Raw genomic sequence first — 25,328 nt, 5'->3', positions numbered from 1 at the left:
CGGAGTGTTATGATTAAGACGGTGCGAGTTGGCGACATCGTGGGGTTTCGGACCTTCACCAGCGTGATTCGCTACGGAGAAGTTGTAGATGTGCTCGCGCGCGGCGAAGGCGGAAGGCCGAATCGCAGAGATGAAATCAGCGTGCGGCTCAAGCCTGACGGTCAGGTGGTGATGGTTCAACGCTGGCGGCTTGCAGAGCGCTACGATCGAAGGAAGATTTGATGCACTGCGGAACGAAAGAAGCCCAAATAAACTTAAAGCTAAACGTACTGCGGTGTATGGATCGCGCGCGTGTTTTGCGAGTACACCGGCGGCTCAGCGTTGGGGTTTGCGGCATCGTTCTGATACTGGTGTTAATCGCAACCATGGGGACTTCGCTAGCGCAGGGCAAGAAGAAAGCGCCCCGCAAGTCCGAACCGAGCCTCGCCCAACGAGTGGCAAAGGCGAAGGCCGAAGTCATCGCCGCCGCTAACGATTACAAGGCGAGTCTCGGAAAGCTGCTGGTGTTTCAAGAGAACGACGTGAAGGCCCTTGCCGAGACGCTTGAAAAGAGGAAGGCCTTGCTTGTCGAGAGCATCATTTCAAAAAAGGAAGTTGATGAGAGCGAACAAGCGCTGGCAGTCGCGCAAACGAAGGTTGCCGACACCAAGAAGCAGATGACTGATGCTGACAACTTGATTGCGGAAGCGAAAGCAGAAGAGCAATTGGCGAAGCTTGGGCCGTCGCGTCTTGGAGCTTATCAAACAACCGCCGCGCTGATTCGGTACAACGGGCCGGCGCACTGGGTGCTGACCGACGCCGCGAAGGTTCAAGGCTTCTTCGCGTTGAGATTCAATCATGCGCTACCCATAAGCGCGTTCGGACAAACAGCGGTTCACGACCACCTGGGCTTCGATCACCACAACTCGATAGACGTAGCCGTGAGCCCCGACAGCGCGGAAGGCCAGGCGTTGATGGCTTACTTGCGCAGCGCAGGCATTCCGTTCATCGCATTTAGGCATGCTGTTTCGGGTTCGGCTACGGGAGCGCACATTCACATCGGGTATCCGTCGAAGCGGCTTGGTAGGTAGACTGATCGCGATCACGCTTCGGGTTGGCGGTTGGGTTTAGCCTTAACTACTCGTCTTAACGCCCTCGTCGGAAGGCTTGTGGCGGTTATCGCCAGGACTGAAAGGCTCGCATCCCGCCCAACCGGCCAAAACTAGCGTCGCGGGCTCGCGTGTCTGCTTTAGGTCAAATACTAGGCTTACGACGTACATACACAGAAACTGTTGGCAGTGTTTCGGTCCATAATGGTGAAAGTCATCCCTTGCGAAAAGATCTGAATTGACGCATTGCCTTTGTTTGCGCTCATATCGATCTTGACGATTACCCTGCGGTCAGGGCCGTAGTGCTGCAGAGTAATGATACCGCCCTTCTTGATTAGTGTTCCTGTCCCTCCAATAGTAAGACCACTGCAAGTTGTGAACAGGTAGTCCCCTGTAATTGAGTTTAGCGTCAGGATACTCCCATTGCTGTCATCCCGGATGCAGGTGTCGAAAACTACGTTGTTGTATCGAGCTAGCACGCCCGGGAAATCTGAGTTGCTGGCCTGGCCTGCAACAACAATTCTGCCGTCACTCTGGATCGCTACGCCAGTCGCTCGGTCGCCATCGTTAGAGACAATGGTGATGACTTTACCGCCGGAGCCAAAGGTCGCGTCAAGGCTACCCGCGCTGGTGTATCGGGCCAGTCCGAAATGATATACCTCATCAAATCTGCTAGAGGTTTTAATCTGTCCTACAACGATGATCTTGCCGTCGGCCTGGAGGGCAACGTCAGTCCCAAGATCGTCGCCATTGAAAAAATCGGTTGTCACGTAACCGCAAAGGAACCTGCATTGTTGGAGTATCCAACAGCGACGATTTTGCCGTCATTTTGAATCAAGACATCAAGCGCGAAATCATAGCTGCTGGAAAACGCAGTGACTACCTTGCCACCTGGCCCAAACGTGAGGTCCGGGCTTCCATCAGCATTGTATCGGGCTAGCGCGAAGTCAGTATCACTGGGATTCATGAGAACGTCGCCTGCAACAACGATTTGGCCGTTGCTTTGGAGGGCCACTGAGAAAACGTCGATTTCGGCCTTAACCTTACCGCCTGCGCCAAAGGTTGCGTCGAGGCTTCCGTCGCTAGTGTATCTTGCTAGATTGCCGAGAACCCCTGAGGCAATGATCTTGCCATCACCCTGGATGGCGAGTGCTCTCACAGACTCCACAGTGGGGAAATGAGTCGTAACTTTGCCGCCCGAGCCGAAGGTCGGATCAAGACTCCCATTGATGTTGTAACGAGCCAATGCAAAATCAAATTCAAAACCGGCATTCGTAAGAGTGGAGATACCTCCGGCAGCGATCATCCGGCCATCGCTTTGGATTGCTATCGCGTTAAAAAAGAAGTTCGACCTTACTATCCCGCCCGAACCAAAAGTTGTATCGAGGTCGCCGTCCGCCGCCTCAACCGTCCGCATCATTGTCGATACCAAAAGCAAACCTATTAGACCGGCTGCCAAGTAATTGCGGACTACTGAGCCATACTTACGGGCATTGCCTAAAACCGGTGGAATCCTGTTAGTCATATAGAGTCCTTTTCTGGTCGATGCTGGCGGCATTACCCGGCCTACTGAACCAGGTGCCATGAGGCAGCATCACTCGCTAAGGTCTCAACTCGAGAGTCTTGAGGCCAAGGATAATTCCGATATCGCGTGGTGAGGATCCGTGCCTTCGAGGTGCTTGCGAGTCAAATCCTACATACACCCCGATTACTAAGCAAGCCCCTTCGCTCTATGCAGCAGCTCTCACGTGGCAACACGCACCAGCCTTGCACGCCGCAATCTCTCCCTGTAACCTGTCACCGTTCGTCGTCAGAATCGCCACGTTTCTTTCTCGGTTCAGCGGCGAACTCAAGGGAATCTTCTAGAGCAATCATCATGAATGTTGGCACTGAGTGGCTGGTTGACGCGGAGGGTTGTTCGGCAGAAGCTCTTCGCGACATCGACACGGTTCGCAGTGTTTGCGAAGAGGTCATCGCGGATCTCGGTCTGCGCGTTGTCGGCGATCCGATGTGGCACCAGTTCCCGCAGCCAGGCGGTGTAACCGGGTTGTACTTGCTCACTGAATCTCACCTCGCTTGCCATACGTTTCCTGAGACGGGACTAGCGACGTTCAATCTCTATTGTTGCCGTCCGCGTCCGCCCTTCGCCTGGGAAGAGCGCTTGCGCGCGATGCTTAACGCGAGTCGAGTGACCGTGCGAACGGCTGCTCGCGGCTCGCAAGCGGCTGCCGACCACGATTCACTCGAAGCAAGCGGCCGCCCTTCATTCGAGGCGCAGGTTTCGGAATTGACTTCAGCGCGTGAGGTGAGTCGCCGGTGAGTGTTGAAGTCTCCTGTCCAGCATGCGGCGCGCCAATCGCTTTCAAGATGGGCTCGTCCATCGTCGTCGTGTGCGAGTTCTGTCATTCAGTAGTCGCGCGCGGCGATCGCAAGCTTGAAGATCTGGGCAAAGTCGCGGACCTCGTTGAAACCGGCTCGCCGCTCGATGTTGGTTTACGCGGCGTGTATCAAGGCGTTCCCTTCGAGTTAACAGGACGCGCTCAACTCGGCCACGAAGCGGGCGGAATGTGGGACGAGTGGTATGCCGCGTTTCAAGACGGCCGCTGGGGCTGGATAGCAGAAGCGCAGGGCCGATTCTACCTGACTTTTCAGCAGTCCATCCCAGAGCAAAGCTTGATCCCGCCTTTCGAAATGATCCAACTCGGCGGGCCGGTGGCTGCTTTGGGAACCTCGGTGCCGTTGACCGTGGCCGAGAAGAGCGTTGCGACTCAGCTTGGCGCGAAAGGCGAAATACCTTACCGGCTTGTGCCGGGCGAAGAGTACGAGTTCGCCGATCTGTCTGGACCGAACGGTATCTTTGCGACGCTCGATTACAGTGAGGCCCCGCCGCTCGTGTTTGTCGGACGCGTAGCGACGCTCGCGGAACTAGGCTTAGCCGGCACGGCTTCGCCTGAGCGAGAAGCGCGTCGAGTCGCAGCGACTCAGCTTAACTGCACGCAATGCGGAGGGCCGCTCGAGCTGCGCGCGCCGGATCAGACTCTTCGAGTGACGTGTCCGAACTGCGGCGCGCTGCTCGATGTGAGTCACGGGCGGCTCGAGTTCATGCAGGCGCTTCAGCCGCCGAAGACTCCGCCGATCATTCCCATCGGCTCTGTCGGCGAGTTCGAAGGCGTCAAGCAAATGGTCATCGGGTTCATGGTCCGCAGCGTCGAGTTCGAAGGCGTGCGCTATTACTGGGAAGAATTTCTGCTCTACAACCCGCAGATCGGATTCCGCTGGCTGGTGCGAAGCGATGACAACTGGAGCTACGTGCAAGCGGTCCCGCCCGGCGACGTTTTTCACAAAACCGGTTCGTTCGGAGGCAAGGGCGACACGGTTCAGTTTCAGGGCGAGCGCTACAAGATCTATCAAGACGCGATCGCGCGTGTTGAGTACGTCATCGGCGAGTTCTATTGGAAGGTTGCCGTGGGCGAGCAGACGCGTGCTGTCGACTACGTTCATCCGCCTCGAATGCTGTCGATGGAGGCTTCGCTGGTTCAGCTCGGAGTGGAAGAAGACACCGAGCCCACGTCGAAGAAGAAGAGCAAGAAGGTGAGCTCGGCGCAGACGGGCGAGATCAACTGGTCGCTCGGGACTTACGTGAAACGCGAGGATGTCGAGAAGTCTTTTGGCATGACCGACCTTCCACGCACATCGAAGATCGCGCCCAATCAACTGTTTCTTCACAAGAAGGTCTACAAGTACTGGATCCTGATGTTGGCGGCGACCTTCCTGCTGGGCTTGGTGATAATTGCGACTGGCTCTCGCACGAAGGTCTTCGATCAGACGTTTGCGCTGCAGCCGGTCGCTAACGCCGAGGGCACGCAGGTGATCTTCAGCGAGCCGTTTCAGTTGAAAGGCCGGCAGAACCTCAGGGTGACTGCGCGGGCCAACGTCGACAACTCATGGCTGTACGTCGAAGGAGATTTGATAGACGACGCAACAGGGGAGGTTCAATCTTTCTCGATGCCGGTCGAGTATTATCACGGTGTCGATAGCGGCGAATCGTGGAGCGAAGGGAGTCAATCTCCAACCATTCACCTTTCTGCAATGCCTGCAGGCCAGTACATGCTGCGGCTCGAGGCGCAGTGGGAGAAGTGGCAGCAGCCGGCGACGGTCAGCGTCCGCATCGATCAGGGCGTCCCTCGGGCTCTGCATTTGTTCTTGGTGATGCTGTTCGTTTCGCTCCTCCCGTTGATGATGATGGTTTATCATTTCAGCTTCGAGAAGCGCCGCTGGGCGGATAGCGATTACAGTCCGTTTGGGAGTTAAGACAGTTCGGGGTTCAGAGTTCAGGGTTCAGAGTTCAGGGTTCCGGGCCTGGTACTAAGTTGTTCGAATTCCTGGGTACATTCAAGAGGAAGGAGAATCACGATGGCAACGTTTAAGAAGTTTGAAGACATTGAAGCCTGGAAAAAGGCCCGTGAGGTGACGCGCGAAGTGTATCGGCATTCGAAGGTTGGTCCGTTCTCAAGGGACTTCGGGCTCCGAGATCAGATTCGGCGCGCGACTGTTTCTGTGATGTCAAACATCGCCGAGGGGTTTGAGCGCGGCGGTACAAAGGAGTTCATGCAGTTTCTTGCAATTGCTAAGGGATCTGCAGGGGAGCTTGAGGCGCAACTCTACGTGGCGCTCGATCAGGCTTACATCAGTGAGGAGGACTTCGTCTCTCTTAAGAGACTTACCGGTTCCACAAAGCGGCTTCTTGGTGGCCTGATGGGCTACCTTCGCCAATCGGATATGAAGGGAGCGAAGTATAAGTAGACTTCACCAACCCGGAACCCGGAACCCGGAACCCTGAACCCGGAACCATGGAGGCCTTATGCTAACCAAACTCTATCTGATCATTGGAGCCATCATCATAGCCGGTTATGGATTCGTTGCGTTCACCGGAAAGGAATTCGGCGACCCTGAAAGACAGCGCGTGCCCGCCGACGTTAGGCAATCGCCGGGCGGCTACCGCTCGTTTCACTTCTGGCACGCAGGCTACCGAGGAGGAAAATAAATGCCCGCACACATGCTGAAGTTGCTCGACACCAAACTCACTTCCACTATCGCCCTGGTAGTGCCGATGAACCAGATAGTCGATCTGATCGTGGAAACGCTTGCGTTCACGCTGATCGGGCTGCTCCTGTTCGCGATTGCATTCTGGATCATCGTGAAGGTCTCGCCTTTTTCGATTCGCAAGGAGCTGGAGGAAGATCAGAACGTCGCTCTTGGAATCGTCATCGCAGCGGTGATAATCGGCATCGCGTTGATCGTCTCGGCCGCGATCCACGGGTAGTTGATGAACCGCACGCCTGTATTGTTTCTGAACGTGCTGATCATCGCGACCTGCGGGCTGGTGTATGAACTGCTCGCTGGAACGCTCGCCAGCTACGTGCTCGGGGACTCGGTCACTCAGTTCTCGCTCATCATTGGAATATACCTCTTCGCTCTCGGCGTGGGCGCGTGGCTCTCGCGGTTCATTGAGACCGGACTCGCGCGCAAGTTCATCGAGGTCGAGTTGGCGGTGGCGCTGCTCGGAGGCGCGTCAGCGCCGCTGTTATTTTTGAGCTTCGGGCGGCTGAGCTACTTTCACGTCGTCCTCTACGGCGTGGTGTTCGTCATAGGCGTGCTGGTCGGCCTCGAGCTGCCGTTATTGATGCGAATACTAAAAGACGTGCTCGATTTCAAAGAGCTGGTCTCGCGCGTGCTGACCTTCGACTATGTAGGCGCGTTGATCGCTTCGCTTTTGTTTCCTCTCTTCTTAGTGCCGAAGCTTGGGCTGGTTCGAACGTCGTTGGTGTTCGGACTATTGAACGCGGGGGTGGGCTTGTGGGCGACGTGGTTCATGCGGCCGCTGATCAAAGGCGAAGTGTCGGGGCTTCGCGGGCGAGCCGTCATCGTCATCGCGCTGCTGGTGATCGGCCTGATCAAAGCGAACGCGCTGACGACGCTTTCAGAAGACGAGTTGTTCGCCGACGAGATCATCTACACGCGAACTACGCAGTATCAGCGGATCGTCGTTACCAGAGGCCGCGCCGGATTTCAACTTTTCCTGAACGGGCATCTGCAGTTCAGCTCGGCCGACGAGTATCGCTATCACGAAGCCCTGGTTCATCCGGCTATGATGCTTGCGGGCTCACCGCGCAATGTGCTGGTGCTCGGCGGAGGCGACGGGCTCGCATTGAGGGAGATCTTGCGCCACTCGTCGGTCGAATCGGTCACCCTGGTTGATCTGGATCCGGCGATGACGAAACTGTCCGAAGCTTTCTCTCCTCTCGCCGAACTGAATGAGCATTCCTTTGCGGACCCGCGGCTTCAGGTGGTCAACGAAGACGCGATGATCTGGCTCGATGCCGCGCGCGGTCCCTACGATGCGGCGATTATCGATTTCCCCGACCCAAACACGTTCGCGTTGGGAAAGCTGTACACGACGCGCTTCTATCGCTTGCTGAAGGCGAGCCTGGCGCCTGATGCGGCCGTCTCGGTGCAATGCACTTCGCCGCTGTTCGCGAGGAGTTCGTACTGGTGCATAGTGAAGACGATCGAAGCGGCGGGCTTTGCGGTAAGGCCTTACCAAACTGCGGTGCCTTCATTTGGCGTGTGGGGGTTCGCGCTCGCTCGCGTGGCGCCGTTCGATCCGCCGGCTCGCGCGCCGGCCGGTTTGCGCTTCCTTGACGATCAAGCGATTGCCGCGCTGTTCGTCTTGCCTTCGGATTTGAGCGCCGTGCCGGTCGAGATCAACCGATTGGACAATCAAACGCTCGTCCGTTACTACGAATCGGAATGGAAGCGATTTGAGTGATAAGATCTGATCACATATTAAGAGGTAATTAGAGGTCTCTCACTCACGGGGACTAGTCATGCGAATATCAAGAACACTCACACTCAATGTTGTGCTGTCTGGGGTTGGAGCTCTCGCTGCACTTGCATTGGGTCAGGCTTCCGCCCAGGGCGACGACTACCTGAGATGGAGCGCGCAGCAAACTCAGACAATCGGCAGAAGCATGCGTAAGAGCGGTCGGGTCGGAAGCATCTGGAGCTTTCGTGGTCTCCATACGGAGCGAGCTTCGAACTACAAGTTGAGGGCGACGTGGCTGGCCCCTGAAGTCATAAGAGCCTCTGCCCGGCTTGAACAGATGCGAAGCCGGCTTTCCGAGGACACTACGAAGGCGCTGGTTGCCGAAGCTGAAGCGGCCGGCGACACCGTAATCATGGTGGAGATTGATCCTGACGAAGGTTCCGGTGTCATACCGCTCGAATGGCAGGCGTTTCTTCAGCCAAAAAATCTTAAAGAAGGCGATATCCAACCGGTGGGCGGAGTCAATACTCCAAAACTGCGCGCGGTAAAGGCGCTCGCTGGCGTGGCCGAGCGAGATTACAACTACGATGTTTTCTGGATGGTGTTCCGGCTCGCGACTGACCAGGGCCAACCGATACTCTCAGCGTCGGTCAAGGAGGCCGAACTTGTCGTTCGTATCTACAACAGGGAAGCAAGAGTGTCCTGGCTGGTTCCGGATTCGATTCGGAACAGAACTACGAGCGTTACAACGAAGCCCCCGGGTTGAGACCTGGCGTCTAAGGAAATCAAGGAGGAGATGATGTTAATACGAATCTGTATGGTTGTTTTGTGTTTGACCGGAGTTGCCTCTGGGCAGGCGGGCGCATCGAGCAGCAAACGCGGTGAGCGAGAGCGCCCTGATGTCATAGCGACAACAGGACTCGTCTCGACTAGTCCAACCGCAGCGGCAGATGCTCAGCCATCTGCCCGCCCGTTGGACCAGCGCGAGTTTCGCCTTCTCGCGACCAACAAGACATCGACGATGCAGAAGGAGATGAACGAGGCGGCCGACACGGGATTCCACTTCGAAGGCACAATGGGCGGCGAGACGTCCTTCGGCGGTTCGGAAGTCGTAGTCATCATGTCGCGAGACCCGTCCGCGCCAAAGAAGCGCTACGACTACAAGCTGCTTGCGACCAGCAAGACTTCTACAATGCAGAAAGAATTACAACAGGCTGGCAACGCCGGTTTCGAGTTCAAAGGCCAGTCTGTTTACTCGTCCACGTTTGGCGGCAAGGAAGTCGTCGTAATCCTCGAACGTGACTTAGAAGCTAAACCGGGGCAGTGGGAATACAAGCTTCTTGCGACGAAGAAAACTTCGACTATGCAAAAAGAACTGAACGAGGCCGGCGCCGAGGGATTCGTGTTCGTCGGTGTCACCGTGGGCGACACGCTGGTTGGGGGAAAAGAGGTTGTTTCGATTCTTCGCAGGCCCTCGTTAAAGTGAGAGCGCTACGAACCAAATCAAGGCTATCGGCGTGGTGCAAAGATCACAGGTGGGATAGGTGCGCGTCAGGGTTTTGAAATTCCCCCAACTGAAGTTGGGGGTATTTTCGAGAATCTGAAGCGCACCGCTTTGCATGAGTGGCTTGCCCCGCTCCTTTTGCAAAGTTAGGTTGACTCTCACAATCCTTGGACTGTTTCAACTCGATGCGTGCTGGTTCATCAAGCGGCCATAGCTTCACAAGACGCGAGGTGCTTGCGGCGTTTTTGGGTGTGCCGGCCGCGCTCGCAGCTTGTCGCTCGCATGAAGCGCCGCCATTGCCGCCGGGAGAAATCGTCGGCGCGTCCGACGTGATCGGTCATCGCATTCGCGACGGCCTCAGCATCACGCCTTCGCGCGATCAATGGGAGCGCACGCGCCTGGTCATCGTCGGAGGCGGCATCGCGGGGCTTTCGGCCGCGTGGAAGTTGCTTAAAGCCGGCTTCGAAGATTTTGTTTTGATTGAGCTTGAGAAGGCGCCGGGAGGAACCTCTCGCAGCGGAGCGTCGCCGCTCATCGCTTATCCCTGGGGCGCGCATTATCTCCCGGCTCCAATGAAAGAGAACACCGCGCTGGTCGCGCTGCTCGATGAGATGCGCATTCTGGAAGGCCGTGACAATGATGGCGAGCCTATCGTTGCCGAGCAGTTCCTATGTCGTGATCCCGAAGAGCGAGTCCACTATCGAGGCCGCTGGTATGAAGGTCTCTACCTCCATGCGGGAGCGAGCGCGGAAGACCTCGCGCAGTTCGAGGCCTTCAACGCCGAGGTCAGTCGATTGGTCGGGTGGCGTGACGCGCGAGGCCGGCGCGCGTTTGCGATTCCTGTTGCGACCGGAACTGACGACGCCGAAATCACTGCGCTCGACAAGTTCACGATGTCCGAATGGCTCGACCGCCGTGGATGGCATTCAGCGCGACTTCGTTGGGTGATTGACTATGGCTGCCGTGATGATTATGGATTGACGATCGATCAAACGAGCGCGTGGGCGGGACTCTTTTACTTTTGTTCGCGCGTGACCAAGCCCGGCGCCGAAGCGCGACCCTTGATGACCTGGCCGGAGGGAAACGGCCGGCTGGTGTCTCACCTTTACGGCAAGGTGAAATCGAAAGTCAGACTGGGGCTCGCGGGGGCAGAGATCATTCCGACTGATCCGAACGGGCGAAGCGGCGTGGATTTGATTGCTGTTGATCATGAAGGGCGGAACGCCACCGGGTTTCACGCCGATCAAGTGATCTTCGCTGCGCCGCACTTTTTGAGCAGCTACGTTATTCGGCCCTATCGAGAGAATCCACCGGCTCATGTCGCGGAGTTTCAATACGGCGCGTGGATGGTGGCGAATCTGTTTTTGAAAGACAGGCCGAAGGATCGCGGCTTCCCGCTGGCGTGGGACAACGTGCTTTACGAGAGTCCATCGCTCGGCTACGTTGTAGCGACGCATCAGCGCGGGCTGGATCGCGGCCCTACGGTGTTTACTTACTACTATCCGCTTTGCGATTCTGATCCACGAGCGGCACGATCAAAGCTGCTCGCCGCAGGTCGGGATGAATGGGCGGACATCGCGCTGACTGATTTGTCTCGCGCTCACCCTGAGATTCGCTCATTGACCGAGCGACTGGATGTGATGCGGTGGGGGCACGCGATGATAAGACCGAGACCTGGCTTCGTGTGGAGCGAAGCTCGGCGAGCCGCTTCGAAGCCGTATCGTGGAATTCACTTCGCGCATACGGACCTGAGCGGAGTGGCGTTGTTTGAGGAAGCGCTTTATCATGGCATTCGCACTGCTGAAGAAGTGCTGGCTGAAGTTGTACCGTAGACTGTCTAGTCTGCGGCATTCGGCAAGCGTCCGAGTTGATGGGTCCGCTGACGCGCAACTATTCGTTCTCTTATCCCGGCGGTTCTGGGAGTCCTCAGACTGGACAGTCTAAGGTACATCAATGAGCTCAATCGCAACCAACAACGCCGTTGATTCACCGAGTGTCCGCGTTTCCGCGGCGGCGCGTCACTTCCCGTGGTTGTTCTCCGCGCGCACAGACCTAACCGTCTTTCTCGGCAGCGCGGTGGTGTCTCTCCTCGCTCTGTGGATCGGCGCGCGCGCGGGAGTGCTCAACGGCGACGCGCCTGACTGGGCATGGGTGCCTGCGGTATTGTTGATCGATGTCGCGCACGTTTGGTCGACCAGCTTTCGAGTCTATCTCGACACAGATGAACTCAGGCGGAGGCCGTGGTTGTATTCGCTCGTACCCGTGCTCGGTCTTGCAATCGGAGTGGCGCTGTACTCTGAAGGTGAACTTGTCTTCTGGCGAGCTCTCGCTTACCTGGCGGTCTTTCATTTCATCCGGCAGCAGTACGGTTGGGTTGCGCTTTATCGAGCGCGTGCCGGCGAGCGCGATGCTATTGGAAAATGGATCGACACGGTTGCGATCTACGCGGCGACGCTGTATCCGCTGATCTACTGGCACACCCATCTGCCGCGGAGGTTCTGGTGGTTTCTGACTAACGACTTCGCGACGATGCCTTCGATGATCGAGCGAATCGCCGCGCCGATCTACTGGCTCGCGCTTGGTCTCTACACGTTCAAGTCTTTGTATGGTTGGCTCGTGAAACGGGAAGGGAATCCCGGCAAGGACATCGTCGTGGTGACGACAGCGGTCTGTTGGTATGTTGGAATAGTCGGTTACAACTCGGACTATGCTTTTACCGTCACGAACGTTGTGATTCACGGAGTGCCCTACTTTGCGTTGATCTATTGGTACAGCCGCGTGCGCATGAAGCAAACGGCCGGACGGGGCGTCTATCGGATCTTTGCGAAGGGTCCGGCGGTGTTTCTTGTCTCGCTATGGGCGATCGCTTACATCGAGGAGATGTTCTGGGATCGCGGCGTGTGGCAAGGCCGAAGCTGGCTCTTCGGCTCGCCGTGGGAGATAGGAACATTCAAGCTGGTGCTCGTGCCTCTGCTCGCGCTTCCTCAACTGGTTCACTACGTCCTCGACGGTTTCATCTGGCGCCGCAAGAACAATCCCGATTTCGCGCTCGTGCCGTCAGAGCCGCGCATCTAGCGGCACAGCGGACGGGGCACAGGCCGCGTACGCGGGCGAGAGCGTGTCCTTGAGATGTCTTCGGCGAAGAAAGGTTCAGCCTAAGCTCAGCGGCTGATTCGGATGTTACTCGCCAACGCGCGAGCCGGTGGTCGGAGAGCGTTGTTTGTAGCTCGCCGTAGAAGCCACCCGTCCTCCTTGAGGGACTCTACCGCTGTCGCCCGCTACGCGGGCTTGCCGCATAGCCGCGTGGCCGATTCCCAGGGCTGCGCAGACTTGCCCTGGGCTACACGCTGTCGCCCGCTACGCGGGCTTGTGCGATTTGGGTGGACGGACGGGGGCACCACTCGCCAGCTCCCAGGGCTGCGCAGACTTGCCCTGGGCTACACGCTATCGCCCGCATACGCGGGCTTGCGACCCCGTCGGATCGCCGACTTCCCACTTCACATCTCTGGGCGTTTTCCGATCTACGTCGCCGCCTTGCGGACTCCCTCACCGCCAAACGATAATCAAATCATCCACAATCGAGGTAAGCTGAAATGAGATTGTTCAAAGCATCGCTTCTTCTCTTGAGTATCGTTATGCCATTGACCACGCCAGCTCAGAACAAGATTTTCCCGTACAAATACTTCACCGACGATCTGCCTAACGGGTTGCGGGTCATCACCATTCCGACCGATTACCCGAACATCGTCGCGCTCTACATAGCCGTGAACACCGGCTCGCGCAATGAGGTCGAACCTGGCAAGTCGGGCTTCGCTCACTTGTTCGAGCATCTGATGTTTCGCGGCACGGAGAAGTTCTCGGCTGACGCATACAACGAAGCGCTGAAGAACGCCGGCGCGGATTCGAATGCCTACACCAGCGACGACCGCACTGTCTATCACACTGTATTCTCGAAGGAAGACCTCGATCAAATAATGATGCTCGAAGCCGACCGCTTTCAGAATCTGAAGGTGCCCGTGGATCTCTTCAAGACCGAAACCCGAGCGGTGCTGGGCGAGTATAACAAGAACGCTTCCAGTCCGGTGCGCAAGATCTACGAGGCGCTTCGCGAGATCGCTTTCAAATCTCACACCTATCAGCATACTACGATGGGCTTCCTGCGCGACGTCGAGAACATGCCGAATATGTACGACTACAGCCTCGAGTTCTTCAAGCGCTACTATCGGCCCGAATACGTGACCATCATCGTCGCCGGTGACGTTAAGCACGACGCCGTTTTGCAAATGGTCAACAAGTATTGGGCCGGCTGGAAGCGCGGCAACTACACACCGGAGATCCCAACTGAGGCTGAACAGACCGCCCCGCTATCCACCGAAGTTGCCTGGCCCACGCCAACGCTGCCGTGGGTCGCAGTCTCGTTCAAAGGTCCGGCCTACTCTGATGATCAGAAGGACAAGCCCGCGCTTGACCTGATCAGCAGCCTCGGTTTCTCGCAGACCTCGGATCTCTATCAGAAGCTGGTCATCAAGGAGCAGAGGGTTGACACGATCTTCGCCGATTTTGAAGACCATCGCGATCCTTACCTATTGACGGTTGTGGCTCGTGTCAAAGACCCGAAGGACATCGAGTACACGAAGGCGGAGCTGATCAAGGCGTTTGACTCGTACAGGACGACGCCGGTCGCGGCCGACAAATTGAACGCGGTGAAGTCGAATCTGAAGTACGGCTTCGCGCTGAGTCTGGATAACTCCGAAGCGCTAGCCGCCAACCTTGCTCCGTACATTTCACTGAAGCGCACGCCGGAAACCTTGAACAAGCTTTACGATTTGTACGCTTCGATCACGCCACAAGACATTCAGCAGATGGCCCGCAAGTACTTCGTCGAGACGAAGCGCACGACGGTGGTTCTCGCGCACAAGGAGAAACAAAATGCGAGCAAGTAGCCGGCTGGCGCTGATTGCAGTCACGTTGATCCTGGCGGTCGCCGCGCCGGGTATGGGCCTCGCGCGGGCCGGAAAGGCTTCCTCAAGCATGGCATCAGTGCTCCTGCCCAACTCTTCACCTCTGGTGAGCTTTCGTTTGCTGTTCAATGCCGGTTCGGCGTCGGACCCCAAAGGCAAAGAGGGAGTGGCCGCTTTGACCGCCGCGATGATCTCGGATGGCGGCAGCCGCGCGATGAGCTACGAACAAATCTCTGAGGCTATGTACCCGATGGCAACCGGCTTCGGCTCGCAAGTAGACAAAGAGATGACGGTCTTCGTTGGCACGACGCATGCCGACAATCTTCAAAAGTACTATCAAATCATCTCGGGCATGTTGCTCGATCCGGGCTTTCGCTCGGATGACTTCACTCGCCTTCGCACCGACGCGATCAACTTTTTGAAAGAGAGCCTTCGCGGCAACAATGATGAGGAGCTCGGCAAGGAAGCGCTGTACGTTTCGATTTACAATGGTCACGCGTATGGGCATCAAAACGTCGGGACGGTCGAGTCGCTCGAGAAACTGACGATCGACGATTTGAAGAGGTTCTACCGGGACAACTACAGGCGGGACAACTTCGTTCTCGGGCTGGCGGGCGGTTATCCGAAGGGCTTCGAAGAGAAAATTCAATCGGACGTCGCCGCAAAGCTCCCGGCGGGCGCGGCGTCGAAGCCCACGCTGGCTCAACCTGAGAAAATCAGCGGCCTCGAGATGCAAATCATTCAGAAGGACACGCCGGGCACCGCGATATCATTCGGCTTTCCGATCTCGGTCACGCGGTCCGATCCGGACTGGCCCGCGCTGTTACTGGTACAGTCGTATTTCGGCCAGCACCGATCGAGCAACAGCTACCTCTATAAGCGGCTCAGACAGATTCGCGGGCTGAACTATGGCGACTATGCTTATATCGAATACTTTCCTCGCGGGATGTTTCAGTTCGAGCCTGACCCGAACCTCGGCCGGCGCCAGCAGATCTTCCAGGTGTGGATTCGACCGGTCGAGCCTAAGAACGGAGTGTTCTCATTGCGCGCCGCGTTGTATGAGCTGAACAAACTTGTGCAAAGTGGAATGTCACAAGAGGACTTCGAGGCGACGCGGCGGTTTCTGACCAAGAACGTGAACGCTCTGACGAAGACACAGAACGCGCAGTTGGGCTACGCGATTGACAGCAAGTACTACGGCATACCCGGCTTCACCGATTATGTGCGCGATCAGCTTGCGAAGCTAAAGCTCGAAGATGCGAATCGAGCGATCAAGAAACACCTGCAAGCGGACAACGTTAAGATCGCGGTGGTGACGAAAGACGCCGAAGCGTTCAAGCAAGCGGCGGTCGAGGGCAAGCCTTCGCCGATCAGCTACACGTCACTGCCTCCGAAAGAAATCCTGGATGAAGACAAGATCATCGAGAGCTACAAGCTGAATTTCAATCCGACGAAGGTTGAGGTGATCCCCGTTGATAAGGTGTTTCAGAAGTAAGGGCCAGCCCGATGTCGATCCAAGCCGCGACCGACGTTTCAGTGTGTCGGCCTTGATCTCCCACGTCTAAGCTCGACGATGTGCTTAGGGTTGCAGCACATCTCGCCCAGTGTGTAGTCAGGCGCGGGTCGCACCTTGATGCCGTGCTCGCTCTCGGGCAGAGAGTTTACGGTGATGTACACGAAACGCTGAGTCATAACATAACCACAGCCTCGAACGCCAAATATCCAAGAGACGGTCGCCCGCGCCGTGGGTCCATTCCATGGCCAACAGTCATTCGGTCCGCGCCGATGGACCTGATCCCAACAACTCGACGTTGGCTTTCGTGAACATTCCCGGGTTGATCCTCTTTGCCATATTCCTAAGTCCTTTTCTCAGGGTTGCTTGTGTTTCGCACGATAGTATGACGTTTCTCTCCTCTCGACAATTACTTGTTTACAACTCAGCCTCGCTATGAATATAATCACAACTCCCCGAGTCCTTTTGGTACAGTTGTTCCTTTCACATCGCGCTCAGGTCAGAGATCGGTTCTAGCATACTTGAATATTGAAGAGGAGGAGCCTCGATGACGTCACATCGTGTACGTGCACGCGTGTTCTTTACTCTCGTTTGTTTCCTGCTCGCAGCCGTCCCGGCGCTCGCCGGCGATGACCGGAGACCCATTGACTGGAAACCCGTTGACCCGGCCCATCTCGCCTTGAAAGCGCCGGTCGTGGAACCAGACGCGGACGCAGAAGCGATATTCTGGGACGTGCAAGTGGACTTCAGCCCCGGCAAGACCGTGTTTGCGAACTACGTCCGCATAAAGATATTCACAGAGCGCGGCAAAGAACTGCGCAGCAAAATAGAACTCCTTTACTCTTCGAAGAACAATCGAGGACATCGCCGGACGCACCATCAAAGCCGACGGCACGATAGTAGAGCTGAAGAACGAAGCCATCTTCGACAGCACGCTTGTTAAGCTTCGCCGCGTCAAGATAAATGCAAAGACATTTGCGATGCCGGCTGTGGAACCGGGTGTGATAATTGAGTATCGCTGGCGCGAAGTGAGACACGATTCCTCGGGCTACTTCGCGCGTCTGAGCTTTCAGAGAGACATTCCGATTCAACTCGTTAAGTATACCCTGAAGACCTCCTCCGAGATATTTCTGGGCTTTCGCGCCAAGCCGTTTAATATGGCATCCACGCCGATGGTGATGGAGAAGGACAAACGTTTCAGCGATTCGATGACCAACGTGCACGGGTTTCACTATGAGCCTCACATGCCTCCCGAGGACCAGGTGCGCTCCTGGATGCCCGCCTTTTACCAGCCGTCGCGATACTCGATGTCAGTTGATTTCAATAAGAGTGTTTACGATGAATACACGTCAAAGATGAAGGTGAATGACGACATAAGACGAGCGGCTCAGGCGACGATTGCCAACGCCTCAACGCCGGACCAAAAGCTGGAACGGCTCTTCGACTTTTGCGGGACCAAAATCAAGAACATCAATGACGATGCGTCTGGTCTGACCGGCGATGACCTCGCGAGGTTGAAGGAAAATAAAAATGCCGCTGACACGCTGAAGCGCGGAATGGGCACAGGTGAGGATATTGACCTTCTCTTTGGCGCGCTCATAGACGGATTCCCTTTGTGCGATGAAACCAACACCTCTATGCGGCTTGGTGAGCCGGCGCAGGTCTCATATCTGAACCTCGAAGCTCGAACCTTTGAGAAAGAAAAAGCTCATCTTTCCATTGCTCTTGTTGGCGAGGTTGCTGAAGAGTTTTTCAACCTTCTTCATGTGCGCCTTAGCCTCGGCGTTTTTCGTTACGGTTGAACTGCTGTTCACCGAAAACTTGAACGGGTTGCCCACTTGAGGGTTTGAGCTGAGCTTCGCGCCAGTGCTGATGCGCGAATCCGCGATCGCTTCAATCACTTGCAAGTCAGGATTCTCATGTTTACCGTTTCCGCAAAAAACATAGTGGTCGGCGGTGACGGCTCGACAGAAGGCTTCATTAAGGTTGTGCTCGCTGCCGTGATGCTGGACCTTCAGAACATTAACGTGGATACCCCCCGAACCGTTCAGCTTCTTGATGTGTTTGAGACCCTTCAAGATATCTAAATGGTGACCGTCGCCTGTCAGAAGCAGCGTCTTTCCATTCTCTTCGACGAAGAACATCAGCGAGGCGAGATTCGGAGTTGTAACATTCTCGCGCTCGCCGAGTTTGAACGCCGTTGCCAAGTCGTCCGGCGTCAAGAGCGCGCTCATCTGCTCCGCCTGCGCGAGCTTCGGCAGAAGGAGGTCGTCGATCTCGGCGGCGCCAAAACTGGCCTCGTCTTTTTTGGCCGCTGCCTGTATGGATTTTAGCTGCGGTTTATTATCGGTCAGCCACTTGTTCCATTCCGCTCTCAGCTTCGTCAGGTCCGCGGAGAATGGCCCGATGATGGAGAACCGCATGCCGCCGAGTTTGATGGCGGCGGTGGTTGAGGGGCGTACCAGCATCAGCTTTCCCTTGGCCGGGACATTCAGTTTGATGCCGAGTTGAGCCGGGCTGACGCGCTTGGTCAGCTTGATCGCCTCGGCGATGCTTGTCACCAGCTCGTCCTGCGCCGACGCAAGCTCTCTGACGGACTCTCTCCCAGCGCCTGAGAGGATAGCCGCCGAAGCCGCCAGCATTTCCTCGATCTCACCGGCATTGTCTTTGATCTGGTCGTGAAAGGCGTTATGCCAAATCTGGGCGACCTTCGGCGGGCGTGGGGAATCGGGCTCCTTATGATTGGGGTTGTCGTTAGTCACCTGGAAATCATGAATGCGCCAGGCAACTTCGTCGTCCATCATTTGCAGCACGCCCGATATGTGATCCTGATCGATGTGCGAGACGTAAACGACGTCGATGTTCTCGCCGTTGTCGCGCAGCTTGCCCGTCGCGGGCGCGACGTGCTCTGAATAAGAGGCACGCATTCCGCCGTCGACCAGCATCCGTCGCCCGTCCGCGCCTGTCAGCAGAAGGCAGTCCCCCTTGTCGGATTGAAAGACGGTCAGCTTCATTTTGTTTTGTCCTCCCGTTGATTGATCATCGCCGCTTCTGCCAGGCAAGCATCGGGATCAATCCTTCCGAAGCCCGAATCATTAAGCCATTTGAAGCTTGCCCCGGGCAGAGGGCGGGCGGTGCGGATGATGATGCCTTCGAGTTGCGCCGCGGTGAGTTTCGGCTCAACGCCCAGCATCAGTCCGGCGACGCCGGCTACGAAAGGACTGGCCATGCTGGTGCCGGTCATCGAGATCCACAGGTCATCAGGCCCGGCGAAACCCTTGGCTGCGGGGATATTCGTGCCTGGAGCCGCCGTGTCCGGCTTGTTTCGCTCGTCCCGAGTTGGCCCCTGACTGCTTGTGATGTGGATGCGCTCGGCCGCGTCATCCAGGTTGGCCACACCGATAACGCGGTTGCCGCAGGCCAGCGAGCTGACCGATGAGTTGTCAACATTCGACGCTTCGGAAAAGAAGGAGGGGAATCGCCACATCTCCCGCTCGCCCAACCGGCCCTGAGGGCGCGGGTCGTCACGTTCGATCCATGCGTGATAGCGGCCGTCGCGCACCTCGCGCCCGAGCAAGCGTACCGTCCAGCGTCCGGCCTGCACTCCGACGATTCCCTTCTCGGAAAGCAGCGGCGAAAGGTAGATCGAAATGTAGTTGGCCCCGTTCGCCGGATAGTAAAGCTCATTGTAGATGCTCAGAAAACTCCCGTCCTTGAGTTGCCGATTCTCGATAAACTGGCGGGGCTCAACCGGGCCGATCCATTGCGTCGAATTGGGCGGACGAACCATCACAGCGAAGCGGTCCTGCGGGCTGTACCAAATCTCCAGCTCGTTCTCGGAAACATCCGCGATCCCGTTGCCCACCACTAGCCACTCGATGTCTTTCACCAGATCGCGTGCGGGGACGCCGCCACTGGTGTGGATACGGCCCATGACGAATCCGCTGTCGCCTTCAAAGGCGGCGACTTCTTGTCCGGCGTTGCCCGCGGCAACACAAACACAGCGACCCGGAAGGGACATCGCGGCGTCAATCCAGCGCGAGATCGCACTCGAACCATCGTGCGCGTGTCCATTGGTGCCCAGACTGATGTTGACCGACAGGCGCACAGGCTCCTTCCGTTTGGCGGAGAACTCGGCCGTGAGGTTGACGAGATAATCAACGGCGTCGGCAATGCGCGTCGAATCGTAAAAGGATTTACGCCGGTCCTGATCTGCCGCCGGAAGCGATATGACCACACCGGCGATCATAGCCTCAGGGCAGACGCCGCGATTGCCGGCAGCAATGCTAGCCACGTGTGTGCCGTGCGAGCCAACCGCCATCTGTGACTGCGGTTCTAACTCAAAAGGAGGAAGCTTGAGTTTGGGCGCGGCCGCAATCGCGGCATTCAGATGCTCTCGACGAAATTCCGATCCGTAAGCGAATTGCTTGACGCCTTTTGGGTGCGGGCGGGTCGAGCCTCCTTGATCCCAGATCCGTACGAACCTGGTCTGCCCGCCGGCATCAAGAAAATCGGGATGTGAGAAGTCGAAGCCCTGCACGTCTATGATTCCTATCAGCACATTCTCAGCGTTCTTCCTTTGCTGTGCGGTGCCGAATCGGCGCAGGGATTGGGAGGGCGCCGCGACTGATTTGGCGGAGACTGTTGGCGTGGGTGCGGCGAGCCGTTCGCCCAGCTCTATGTAAGTAACGTTGTCCCTGGCGGCAATCTCCTTGATCTTGTTGAGAGGAACCTGAGCGGTCACCAGATTCGATTTCCGCGCCCGCTCTCCGGGAAACTTTCGTTTCTGCGGCGCCGTGGCATCGAGTGTTTCGATGAAGACATTGGCGAGAATATCCGCGGGCACCTGCTTTTGTGTCTTGGGCATGACGCTTTTTGGAAGCTCGATCCTTTTCAATGGGACCGCATCCTCGCCGCGCAGGAGGGGAATCTCTTTGAGAAGCTTGGAGTTCGTTACCGAGAGCGACGAACATTGCTCGGCTCTTACCGTGTTAACCTTATCGCTCCCGTTGGCGATCATCCGAAGACGCGGTTGACACTTGCGACTTTGGTCACCCAAAACAAGTGGCTGCTTCTTTATTGCCATCGTGTCTCCTTTAGCAATTAAACCATCGTTCGAGCCGAAATCTGCTTCAGCAGAAGGAGGTGCTAACAGACGATTAAACTCACGTTAGAGCCTGCCGAGGATACTTAACAGGCTGAAATTTGGCGTAGCGGTGCATAACCTATCATCCCTTGCGCCGGGTTGCAATGGAATTTCCTTGCGAAACTCTTCAAAGCACGTTGAGCGCGCGAACAGCATTCGAGGGGCAACTTGGGGCGTCGTTGAAACTGTTCGTGCTCCCAAGAAAGTGAATTACCCGTGCAACGTTGTTACTCTCTCTCTCGATATGATGTAGCCCAGTTGCTCGATCATTTCATCGATCGTTGTTGGGAGGCCGGGTTCTCGTGCCGGTCCTTTGTAGCACAGACTTTTTTAGTCTGTGTCTGCGGCGGAACAATCGCCAGTGGTGCTCGTCAAGAGGTAGGCAGGGCCGCAGAGTCCAAAACGCCTTCAATGCCTCGCTTCCCGAAGCCGGTTCTAAACTGCAATCGTAGCGCTCGCGTAGCGTTGCTGACCCGATTCCGGCCCCTGCGACAGGGTTCCAACTCCTGATTTTCTTCGGACGGTCAAGACTGGCACTCTTGCAGGATCTCGCGGGCGTCTTCGAGCTCGGGCGAGCCGAGCCGCGTGAAGATTGCCACCGCCCGCTGGGCGTGGGGAAGGGCTTCGGCGGGCTTGCCCTGCCGCACCAGCGCTTGGGCGAGGCGTCTACTGTCGAGGGCAATCAGTTCCTGGCGGCCCAACTTTTCGGACAAGGGCAGTGCCTCGCGGGCCAAGGTCTCGGCCCCCGTCCAGTCTTCCCGATCCAGCGCCAGCGCAGCCAGACTGCCAGTGAAGTCGGCCACTCCCTCGACGTAACCGACCGCGCGGGCGACTCGTAGCGCCTCGCGATAATCTCGCTCCGCCGCCTCAAGATCGCGGCAGAGTTGCTCGGCACCCGCGAGGTCGTTCAGGGCGGTGGCCACGTCCACGCTCTCGACCGACAAGGTGCGCCACAGCTCGAACGCCTCCCGGTAGGCGGTGATGGCGGCGGCGTAGTCCGTCTTCAACTGGTGACCGATAAGAGATCCGCGCAAATCCGTCGAATCCGTTTCATCGGTGGTCTATCCGTTCGGAAGAATCGGTTTGCTAGTGCCGCATAGACCACGGATGACACTGATCCGGCGGATTTGCGCGGATACACGTCTTCACTGCGAAATGTCTGTTACACGCTCCTCTAGGTATGATCCGTGAAGATCGCCGCTGCTTCCTCGATGCTTGAAGTCACGCGGCATTGAGGAATGCTTTGGAGAAAAACCCTTCCGTAGGACTTCGTCTTCACTCGCGGGTCCAATATCGAAAGGACACCTTTGTCGCTAGTTGAACGAATCAGTCTGCCCAAACCTTGCTTCAAGGTGATCGCTGCTTGAGGCACCGAGTATTGATAAAACGAATTGCCGCCTTGATCGTCGATGTATTTCTGGCGAGCGGCGACGACCGGATCACTGGGGACCGCGAACGGCAGCTTCGAGATGATCACGCAGGAGAGCGCTTCGCCCTGAACGTCAACGCCTTGCCAGAACGAAGAGGTCGCAAACAACACCGCCCCTTCAGTCTTTCGAAAGCGATCGAGCAGACCTGTCTTTGAACCCTGGCCTTGAATGAAAGTTGGATAGTCGATCAAGTCGCGCACTCGCTCGTGCGTCTCGCGCATCGAAGCCAGGCTCGTGAACAGCACAAACGCGCGCCCTCGAGTCGCTTCCAGAATCCGAACGATTTCGTCCACCGACGCGTCCAGGAAGTCACGGCTTCGCGGGTCGGGCATGCCGCGGGGAAGATAAAGCACTGCCTGCTTCTTAAAATCGAAATGAGATTCGACGATCAACTCACGAGCTTGTCGAATGCCGAGCCGGCCGCGGATGAAATCAAAGGCTGCACCGGCGGTCATCGTTGCCGAAGTCAGCACGGCCGTTTGCAACTTGGCGAAGAGGTTTTCTTCCAGTATGCCGGACACGTCGATCGGCGTCGCATTGATGAACACGCCTCGGCCGCGTTTTTCGCACCAGTAGACGAAATCCGGCTGATCGCAGCTCACGACGAACTCAAGATCGAACTTCAGGCTCTGTGCTCGCCGAACGATGTTGTCGAGTTCCGCCGGCGGGTCCTTCACGACGCCGAGCATGGTTGTCAGACGATCGATGGCATTACTGAGCGCGATGTAAGCTTCACCGGTCGCGGTCGGTGTAAGGTTGTCTTCGCGATCGACTCGAGCGAACCGCGAGCTGCTCAGCGGATAGCGTCCATCCAGTGAAGAGCCGCGGGGCCGGTATGTGTTTCTGTTCGATTGCCACCGGCCACTGGATGGCGAAGCATTGCCGCCGCCTTCCGGCGAATCGTCGTCGAGGCTGCCTCCGCGAAACGATAGCCAGAACATATCCGATCGCTGAGTCAATCTCGCCAGCGCCTTTAGCAACTCTCCTTGCTGTTCGGGCTCTTTGATCGCGAGTTTGTTTGCATCTTGGACGAGGTCATTCACGCGGTAGTTCGAAACGCTTGTGCCGAAGTAAGAAGCGGCAACGTCTTCAAGCTCGTGCGCCTCGTCGAAGATAACCGTATTGTAGTCGGGCAGCACCGAGCCGTAGTCTCCGCCGCGCAGCGCGAGATCGGCGAAGAAGAGATGATGATTGACGATCACCACGTCGGCCTCCATCGCCTCGCGCCGCATTCGCGTTATGAAGCACGCGTCAAAGTCCGGACACTTCTGGCCGAGACACGTATCGGCTCGCGCGTCGATCTGGGGCCAGAATGAAAGGTCTTCGGGGAGGTCGGTTAGCTCGGCACGGTCGCCGGTTTTGCTCTCGGCCGCCCATTTCCGAATCTGATCGAAGTAATCGATCTCTTCGAGTCCTTGTAACATCGGCGTGCCGGCGGCCTTCTTCATCCGATGAAGGCAAACGTAATTCGAGCGGCCCTTCATGCAAGTGACTTTGAACTCACGCGGGATGATCTGTTGAAGAAAGGGAACGTCTTTTTTATGCAGTTGCTCTTGGAGGTTCTTTGTCGCGGTTGACACAAGCACACGGCGTCCGGCTGCGATGGCGGGTATCAGATACGCGAGCGTTTTGCCGGTTCCGGTTCCGGCTTCGATCAAGGCGAGGCCGCCGTCCTTAAGGATATTGTTGACAGCCTCGGCCATCTCGACCTGGCCGGGCCGGTATTCGTAGTTGGGATGATGTTGGGCGATTAATCCGCCCGGGCCGAATACTTCTTCCATTAGCCAAATCGTAGGCCCTGCAGTATAACCGAATGCAACCTGGTGAGGTAAGATTGCTCAGTGGCTCAACTCGGGTTTATGTTTTCAATCTCTTCATCAAGGTACTCTGTTTCGGCATCGTTGTAACGCTTCGCTAAAGCGCTGATTGACGAAAGTAGGTCTGACTCTTCTCCTACGGCTCGCCTCATGGTCGTTAAAAGTCCTATCCCGTCTTTAATCAATTCCCATTTCTTCCTTCTCCTCTCTGCCCAAGGCCCGGGTTCAGAATCGAGTGACGCTGAAATTGATAAGTCCTGTTGAAGTTTATCCAATTGGCGACGAGCAATCTCCTCAACTGCCTCGTTGATTCGAAGCGAGCGTGCGACCCACGCAAGCTGCGAAGCATCAGATATTCTCAAGGCAGCCTTAAACTCAGATCTCAATTCACTCATTTCAGCGCGTATTATTTGGAGAAGGGGATCCCTGTCAGCTTCTTGCAAATCGGCCAAGCTCGCGGGTTGACTGAGCGACAGTAATCTGATGATTGAGTTGACTCCTTGCCCACTCTCGAATGCTTCGCGCGTGGCGCCTATCGCAATTGCGATCTTCTCCCGATCTTCAAGTACCTCATGGTAAATACGCTCTTTGTGATACTCGGTATATCGAAGCGGACCGATATCAAAAATGTCATCTGTGCCAATTTCCCGAACCAGGACTACTGGTTGGTCAAAAGCCTGTCGGAGCCCCAACTCGAAGAGTACGTTTGGATTCCGACTGCTTAAGTCACATAACGCCATTGGTGATTCGATTAGCTTTTGCAAAATGTCCAGGTGTATGAGATTTGTCGCTCGAACCTGGTCTGCGCGAATCGGTCGAAACCCAGCCTTGTCACAAGCGGGTGCGAATATATCATCGAACACATGCTTAAAATGTCCCGGTGCGTAGCCGTCAGGATCACGTACCGGCATAACCACAAAGCACTCCTCGCCGTTGGTAGTGTGTCCTGGCGTAGTTTTGCTTGAGTCCATTCTAGTGCTCCTTGTCATCAAAGTCAGTTAAGTGTCACAGGATCCTCCAACAATTCGCGGACACGCTCGGCG

At 56.6% G+C, this 25,328-nt stretch carries 23 protein-coding genes and 1 pseudogene; 15 read left to right on the top strand and 9 right to left on the bottom strand.

What is annotated here, in order from left to right; translation table 11 throughout:
* Positions 1-9: 9 nt before the first annotated feature.
* Together AABO57_03505 and AABO57_03500 are read left to right on the top strand one after the other, a co-directional pair.
* A complete protein-coding gene (locus AABO57_03505) occupies positions 10-222 on the top strand; it encodes a hypothetical protein (GenBank protein ID MEK6284785.1) in 213 nt (70 codons plus the stop codon).
* Positions 222-1,070, top strand: a complete 849-nt coding sequence (locus AABO57_03500) for a hypothetical protein (protein MEK6284784.1) — start codon at positions 222-224, stop codon at positions 1,068-1,070. Before AABO57_03505 ends, AABO57_03500 begins: the two co-directional genes overlap by 1 nt.
* A 176-nt stretch (positions 1,071-1,246) precedes the next feature.
* Here the strand turns inward: AABO57_03500 and AABO57_03495 are convergent, their stop codons facing one another.
* Positions 1,247-1,858, bottom strand: a complete 612-nt coding sequence (locus AABO57_03495; protein MEK6284783.1) for a delta-60 repeat domain-containing protein — start codon at positions 1,856-1,858, stop codon at positions 1,247-1,249.
* On the bottom strand, positions 1,855-2,613 hold the full coding sequence (locus AABO57_03490) for a delta-60 repeat domain-containing protein (GenBank protein ID MEK6284782.1): 759 nt from the start codon (positions 2,611-2,613) through the stop codon (positions 1,855-1,857). The genes AABO57_03495 and AABO57_03490 overlap by 4 nt, the downstream gene beginning before the upstream one ends.
* A 351-nt stretch (positions 2,614-2,964) precedes the next feature.
* Here AABO57_03490 and AABO57_03485 point away from each other — a divergent pair, with 351 nt between their 5' ends.
* The 12 genes from AABO57_03485 to AABO57_03430 all read left to right on the top strand — a co-directional run bounded on the left by AABO57_03485 (position 2,965) and on the right by AABO57_03430 (position 15,874).
* The gene (locus AABO57_03485) at positions 2,965-3,408 is read left to right on the top strand and encodes an S-adenosylmethionine decarboxylase (GenBank protein MEK6284781.1); all 444 of its coding nucleotides are present in this window, start codon (positions 2,965-2,967) and stop codon (positions 3,406-3,408) included.
* Positions 3,405-5,399: a DUF4178 domain-containing protein gene (locus tag AABO57_03480; GenBank protein MEK6284780.1), complete on the top strand. Its 1,995-nt coding sequence runs from the start codon at positions 3,405-3,407 to the stop codon at positions 5,397-5,399. The genes AABO57_03485 and AABO57_03480 overlap by 4 nt, the downstream gene beginning before the upstream one ends.
* Positions 5,400-5,501: 102 nt before the next feature.
* Entirely contained in the window at positions 5,502-5,891 is a 390-nt protein-coding gene (locus AABO57_03475) for a four helix bundle protein (GenBank protein MEK6284779.1), read from the top strand.
* Between the two features lie 58 nt (positions 5,892-5,949).
* A complete protein-coding gene (locus tag AABO57_03470; GenBank protein ID MEK6284778.1) occupies positions 5,950-6,132 on the top strand; it encodes a hypothetical protein in 183 nt (60 codons plus the stop codon).
* Positions 6,133-6,411, top strand: a complete 279-nt coding sequence (locus AABO57_03465) for a DUF350 domain-containing protein (GenBank protein ID MEK6284777.1) — start codon at positions 6,133-6,135, stop codon at positions 6,409-6,411. It abuts the gene before it with no gap.
* Between the two features lie 3 nt (positions 6,412-6,414).
* Positions 6,415-7,917: a polyamine aminopropyltransferase gene (locus tag AABO57_03460; protein ID MEK6284776.1), complete on the top strand. Its 1,503-nt coding sequence runs from the start codon at positions 6,415-6,417 to the stop codon at positions 7,915-7,917.
* A gap of 58 nt (positions 7,918-7,975) precedes the next feature.
* Entirely contained in the window at positions 7,976-8,680 is a 705-nt protein-coding gene (locus AABO57_03455) for a hypothetical protein (protein ID MEK6284775.1), read from the top strand.
* Positions 8,681-8,713: 33 nt separating this feature from the next.
* Complete coding sequence (locus AABO57_03450) at positions 8,714-9,400, top strand: hypothetical protein (protein ID MEK6284774.1); 687 nt, start codon at positions 8,714-8,716, stop codon at positions 9,398-9,400.
* Between the two features lie 203 nt (positions 9,401-9,603).
* Positions 9,604-11,250, top strand: coding sequence for an FAD-dependent oxidoreductase (locus AABO57_03445; GenBank protein ID MEK6284773.1), 1,647 nt, complete (start codon positions 9,604-9,606; stop codon positions 11,248-11,250).
* 121 nt (positions 11,251-11,371) lie between these two features.
* Positions 11,372-12,493, top strand: a complete 1,122-nt coding sequence (locus AABO57_03440; protein MEK6284772.1) for a hypothetical protein — start codon at positions 11,372-11,374, stop codon at positions 12,491-12,493.
* A 560-nt stretch (positions 12,494-13,053) separates the two neighbouring features.
* On the top strand, positions 13,054-14,361 hold the full coding sequence (locus AABO57_03435; protein MEK6284771.1) for a pitrilysin family protein: 1,308 nt from the start codon (positions 13,054-13,056) through the stop codon (positions 14,359-14,361).
* Complete coding sequence (locus AABO57_03430) at positions 14,348-15,874, top strand: pitrilysin family protein (protein ID MEK6284770.1); 1,527 nt, start codon at positions 14,348-14,350, stop codon at positions 15,872-15,874. The genes AABO57_03435 and AABO57_03430 overlap by 14 nt, the downstream gene beginning before the upstream one ends.
* Positions 15,875-15,912: 38 nt before the next feature.
* On the opposite strand, the gene AABO57_03425 is transcribed toward AABO57_03430, so the two are convergent.
* Together AABO57_03425 and AABO57_03420 are read right to left on the bottom strand one after the other, a co-directional pair.
* Positions 15,913-16,071 carry a hypothetical protein gene (locus AABO57_03425; GenBank protein MEK6284769.1) on the bottom strand — a complete coding sequence of 53 codons (159 nt, stop codon included), beginning with the start codon at positions 16,069-16,071 and terminating at the stop codon, positions 15,913-15,915.
* 374 nt (positions 16,072-16,445) lie between these two features.
* Positions 16,446-16,826, bottom strand: a complete 381-nt coding sequence (locus AABO57_03420) for a hypothetical protein (GenBank protein MEK6284768.1) — start codon at positions 16,824-16,826, stop codon at positions 16,446-16,448.
* Here AABO57_03420 and AABO57_03415 point away from each other — a divergent pair.
* Positions 16,747-17,052: pseudogene (locus AABO57_03415) on the top strand (DUF3857 domain-containing protein). The gene AABO57_03420 and the pseudogene AABO57_03415 overlap by 80 nt on opposite strands.
* Positions 17,053-17,556: 504 nt before the next feature.
* Here AABO57_03415 and AABO57_03410 read toward each other — a convergent pair.
* From AABO57_03410 to AABO57_03390, 5 genes are all read right to left on the bottom strand, one after another.
* Positions 17,557-18,906 (bottom strand): MBL fold metallo-hydrolase, encoded by a 1,350-nt coding sequence (locus AABO57_03410; GenBank protein ID MEK6284767.1) that lies wholly within the window; start codon positions 18,904-18,906, stop codon positions 17,557-17,559.
* Complete coding sequence (locus tag AABO57_03405) at positions 18,903-20,978, bottom strand: S8 family serine peptidase (GenBank protein MEK6284766.1); 2,076 nt, start codon at positions 20,976-20,978, stop codon at positions 18,903-18,905. Before AABO57_03405 ends, AABO57_03410 begins: the two co-directional genes overlap by 4 nt.
* A 584-nt stretch (positions 20,979-21,562) precedes the next feature.
* Positions 21,563-22,045, bottom strand: a complete 483-nt coding sequence (locus AABO57_03400; GenBank protein MEK6284765.1) for a tetratricopeptide repeat protein — start codon at positions 22,043-22,045, stop codon at positions 21,563-21,565.
* A gap of 167 nt (positions 22,046-22,212) precedes the next feature.
* Positions 22,213-24,249 carry an ATP-dependent DNA helicase gene (locus AABO57_03395; GenBank protein ID MEK6284764.1) on the bottom strand — a complete coding sequence of 679 codons (2,037 nt, stop codon included), beginning with the start codon at positions 24,247-24,249 and terminating at the stop codon, positions 22,213-22,215.
* Positions 24,250-24,314: 65 nt separating this feature from the next.
* Positions 24,315-25,256, bottom strand: coding sequence for a hypothetical protein (locus AABO57_03390; GenBank protein MEK6284763.1), 942 nt, complete (start codon positions 25,254-25,256; stop codon positions 24,315-24,317).
* Between the last annotated feature and the right edge of the window lie 72 nt (positions 25,257-25,328).

It is taken from the genome of Acidobacteriota bacterium, from assembly GCA_038040445.1.
Classification (GTDB): domain Bacteria; phylum Acidobacteriota; class Blastocatellia; order UBA7656; family UBA7656; genus Onstottus_A; species Onstottus_A frigus.
Note: the sequence above shows the minus strand (reverse complement) of the source record. Positions and strands in the feature narration are given on the sequence as shown.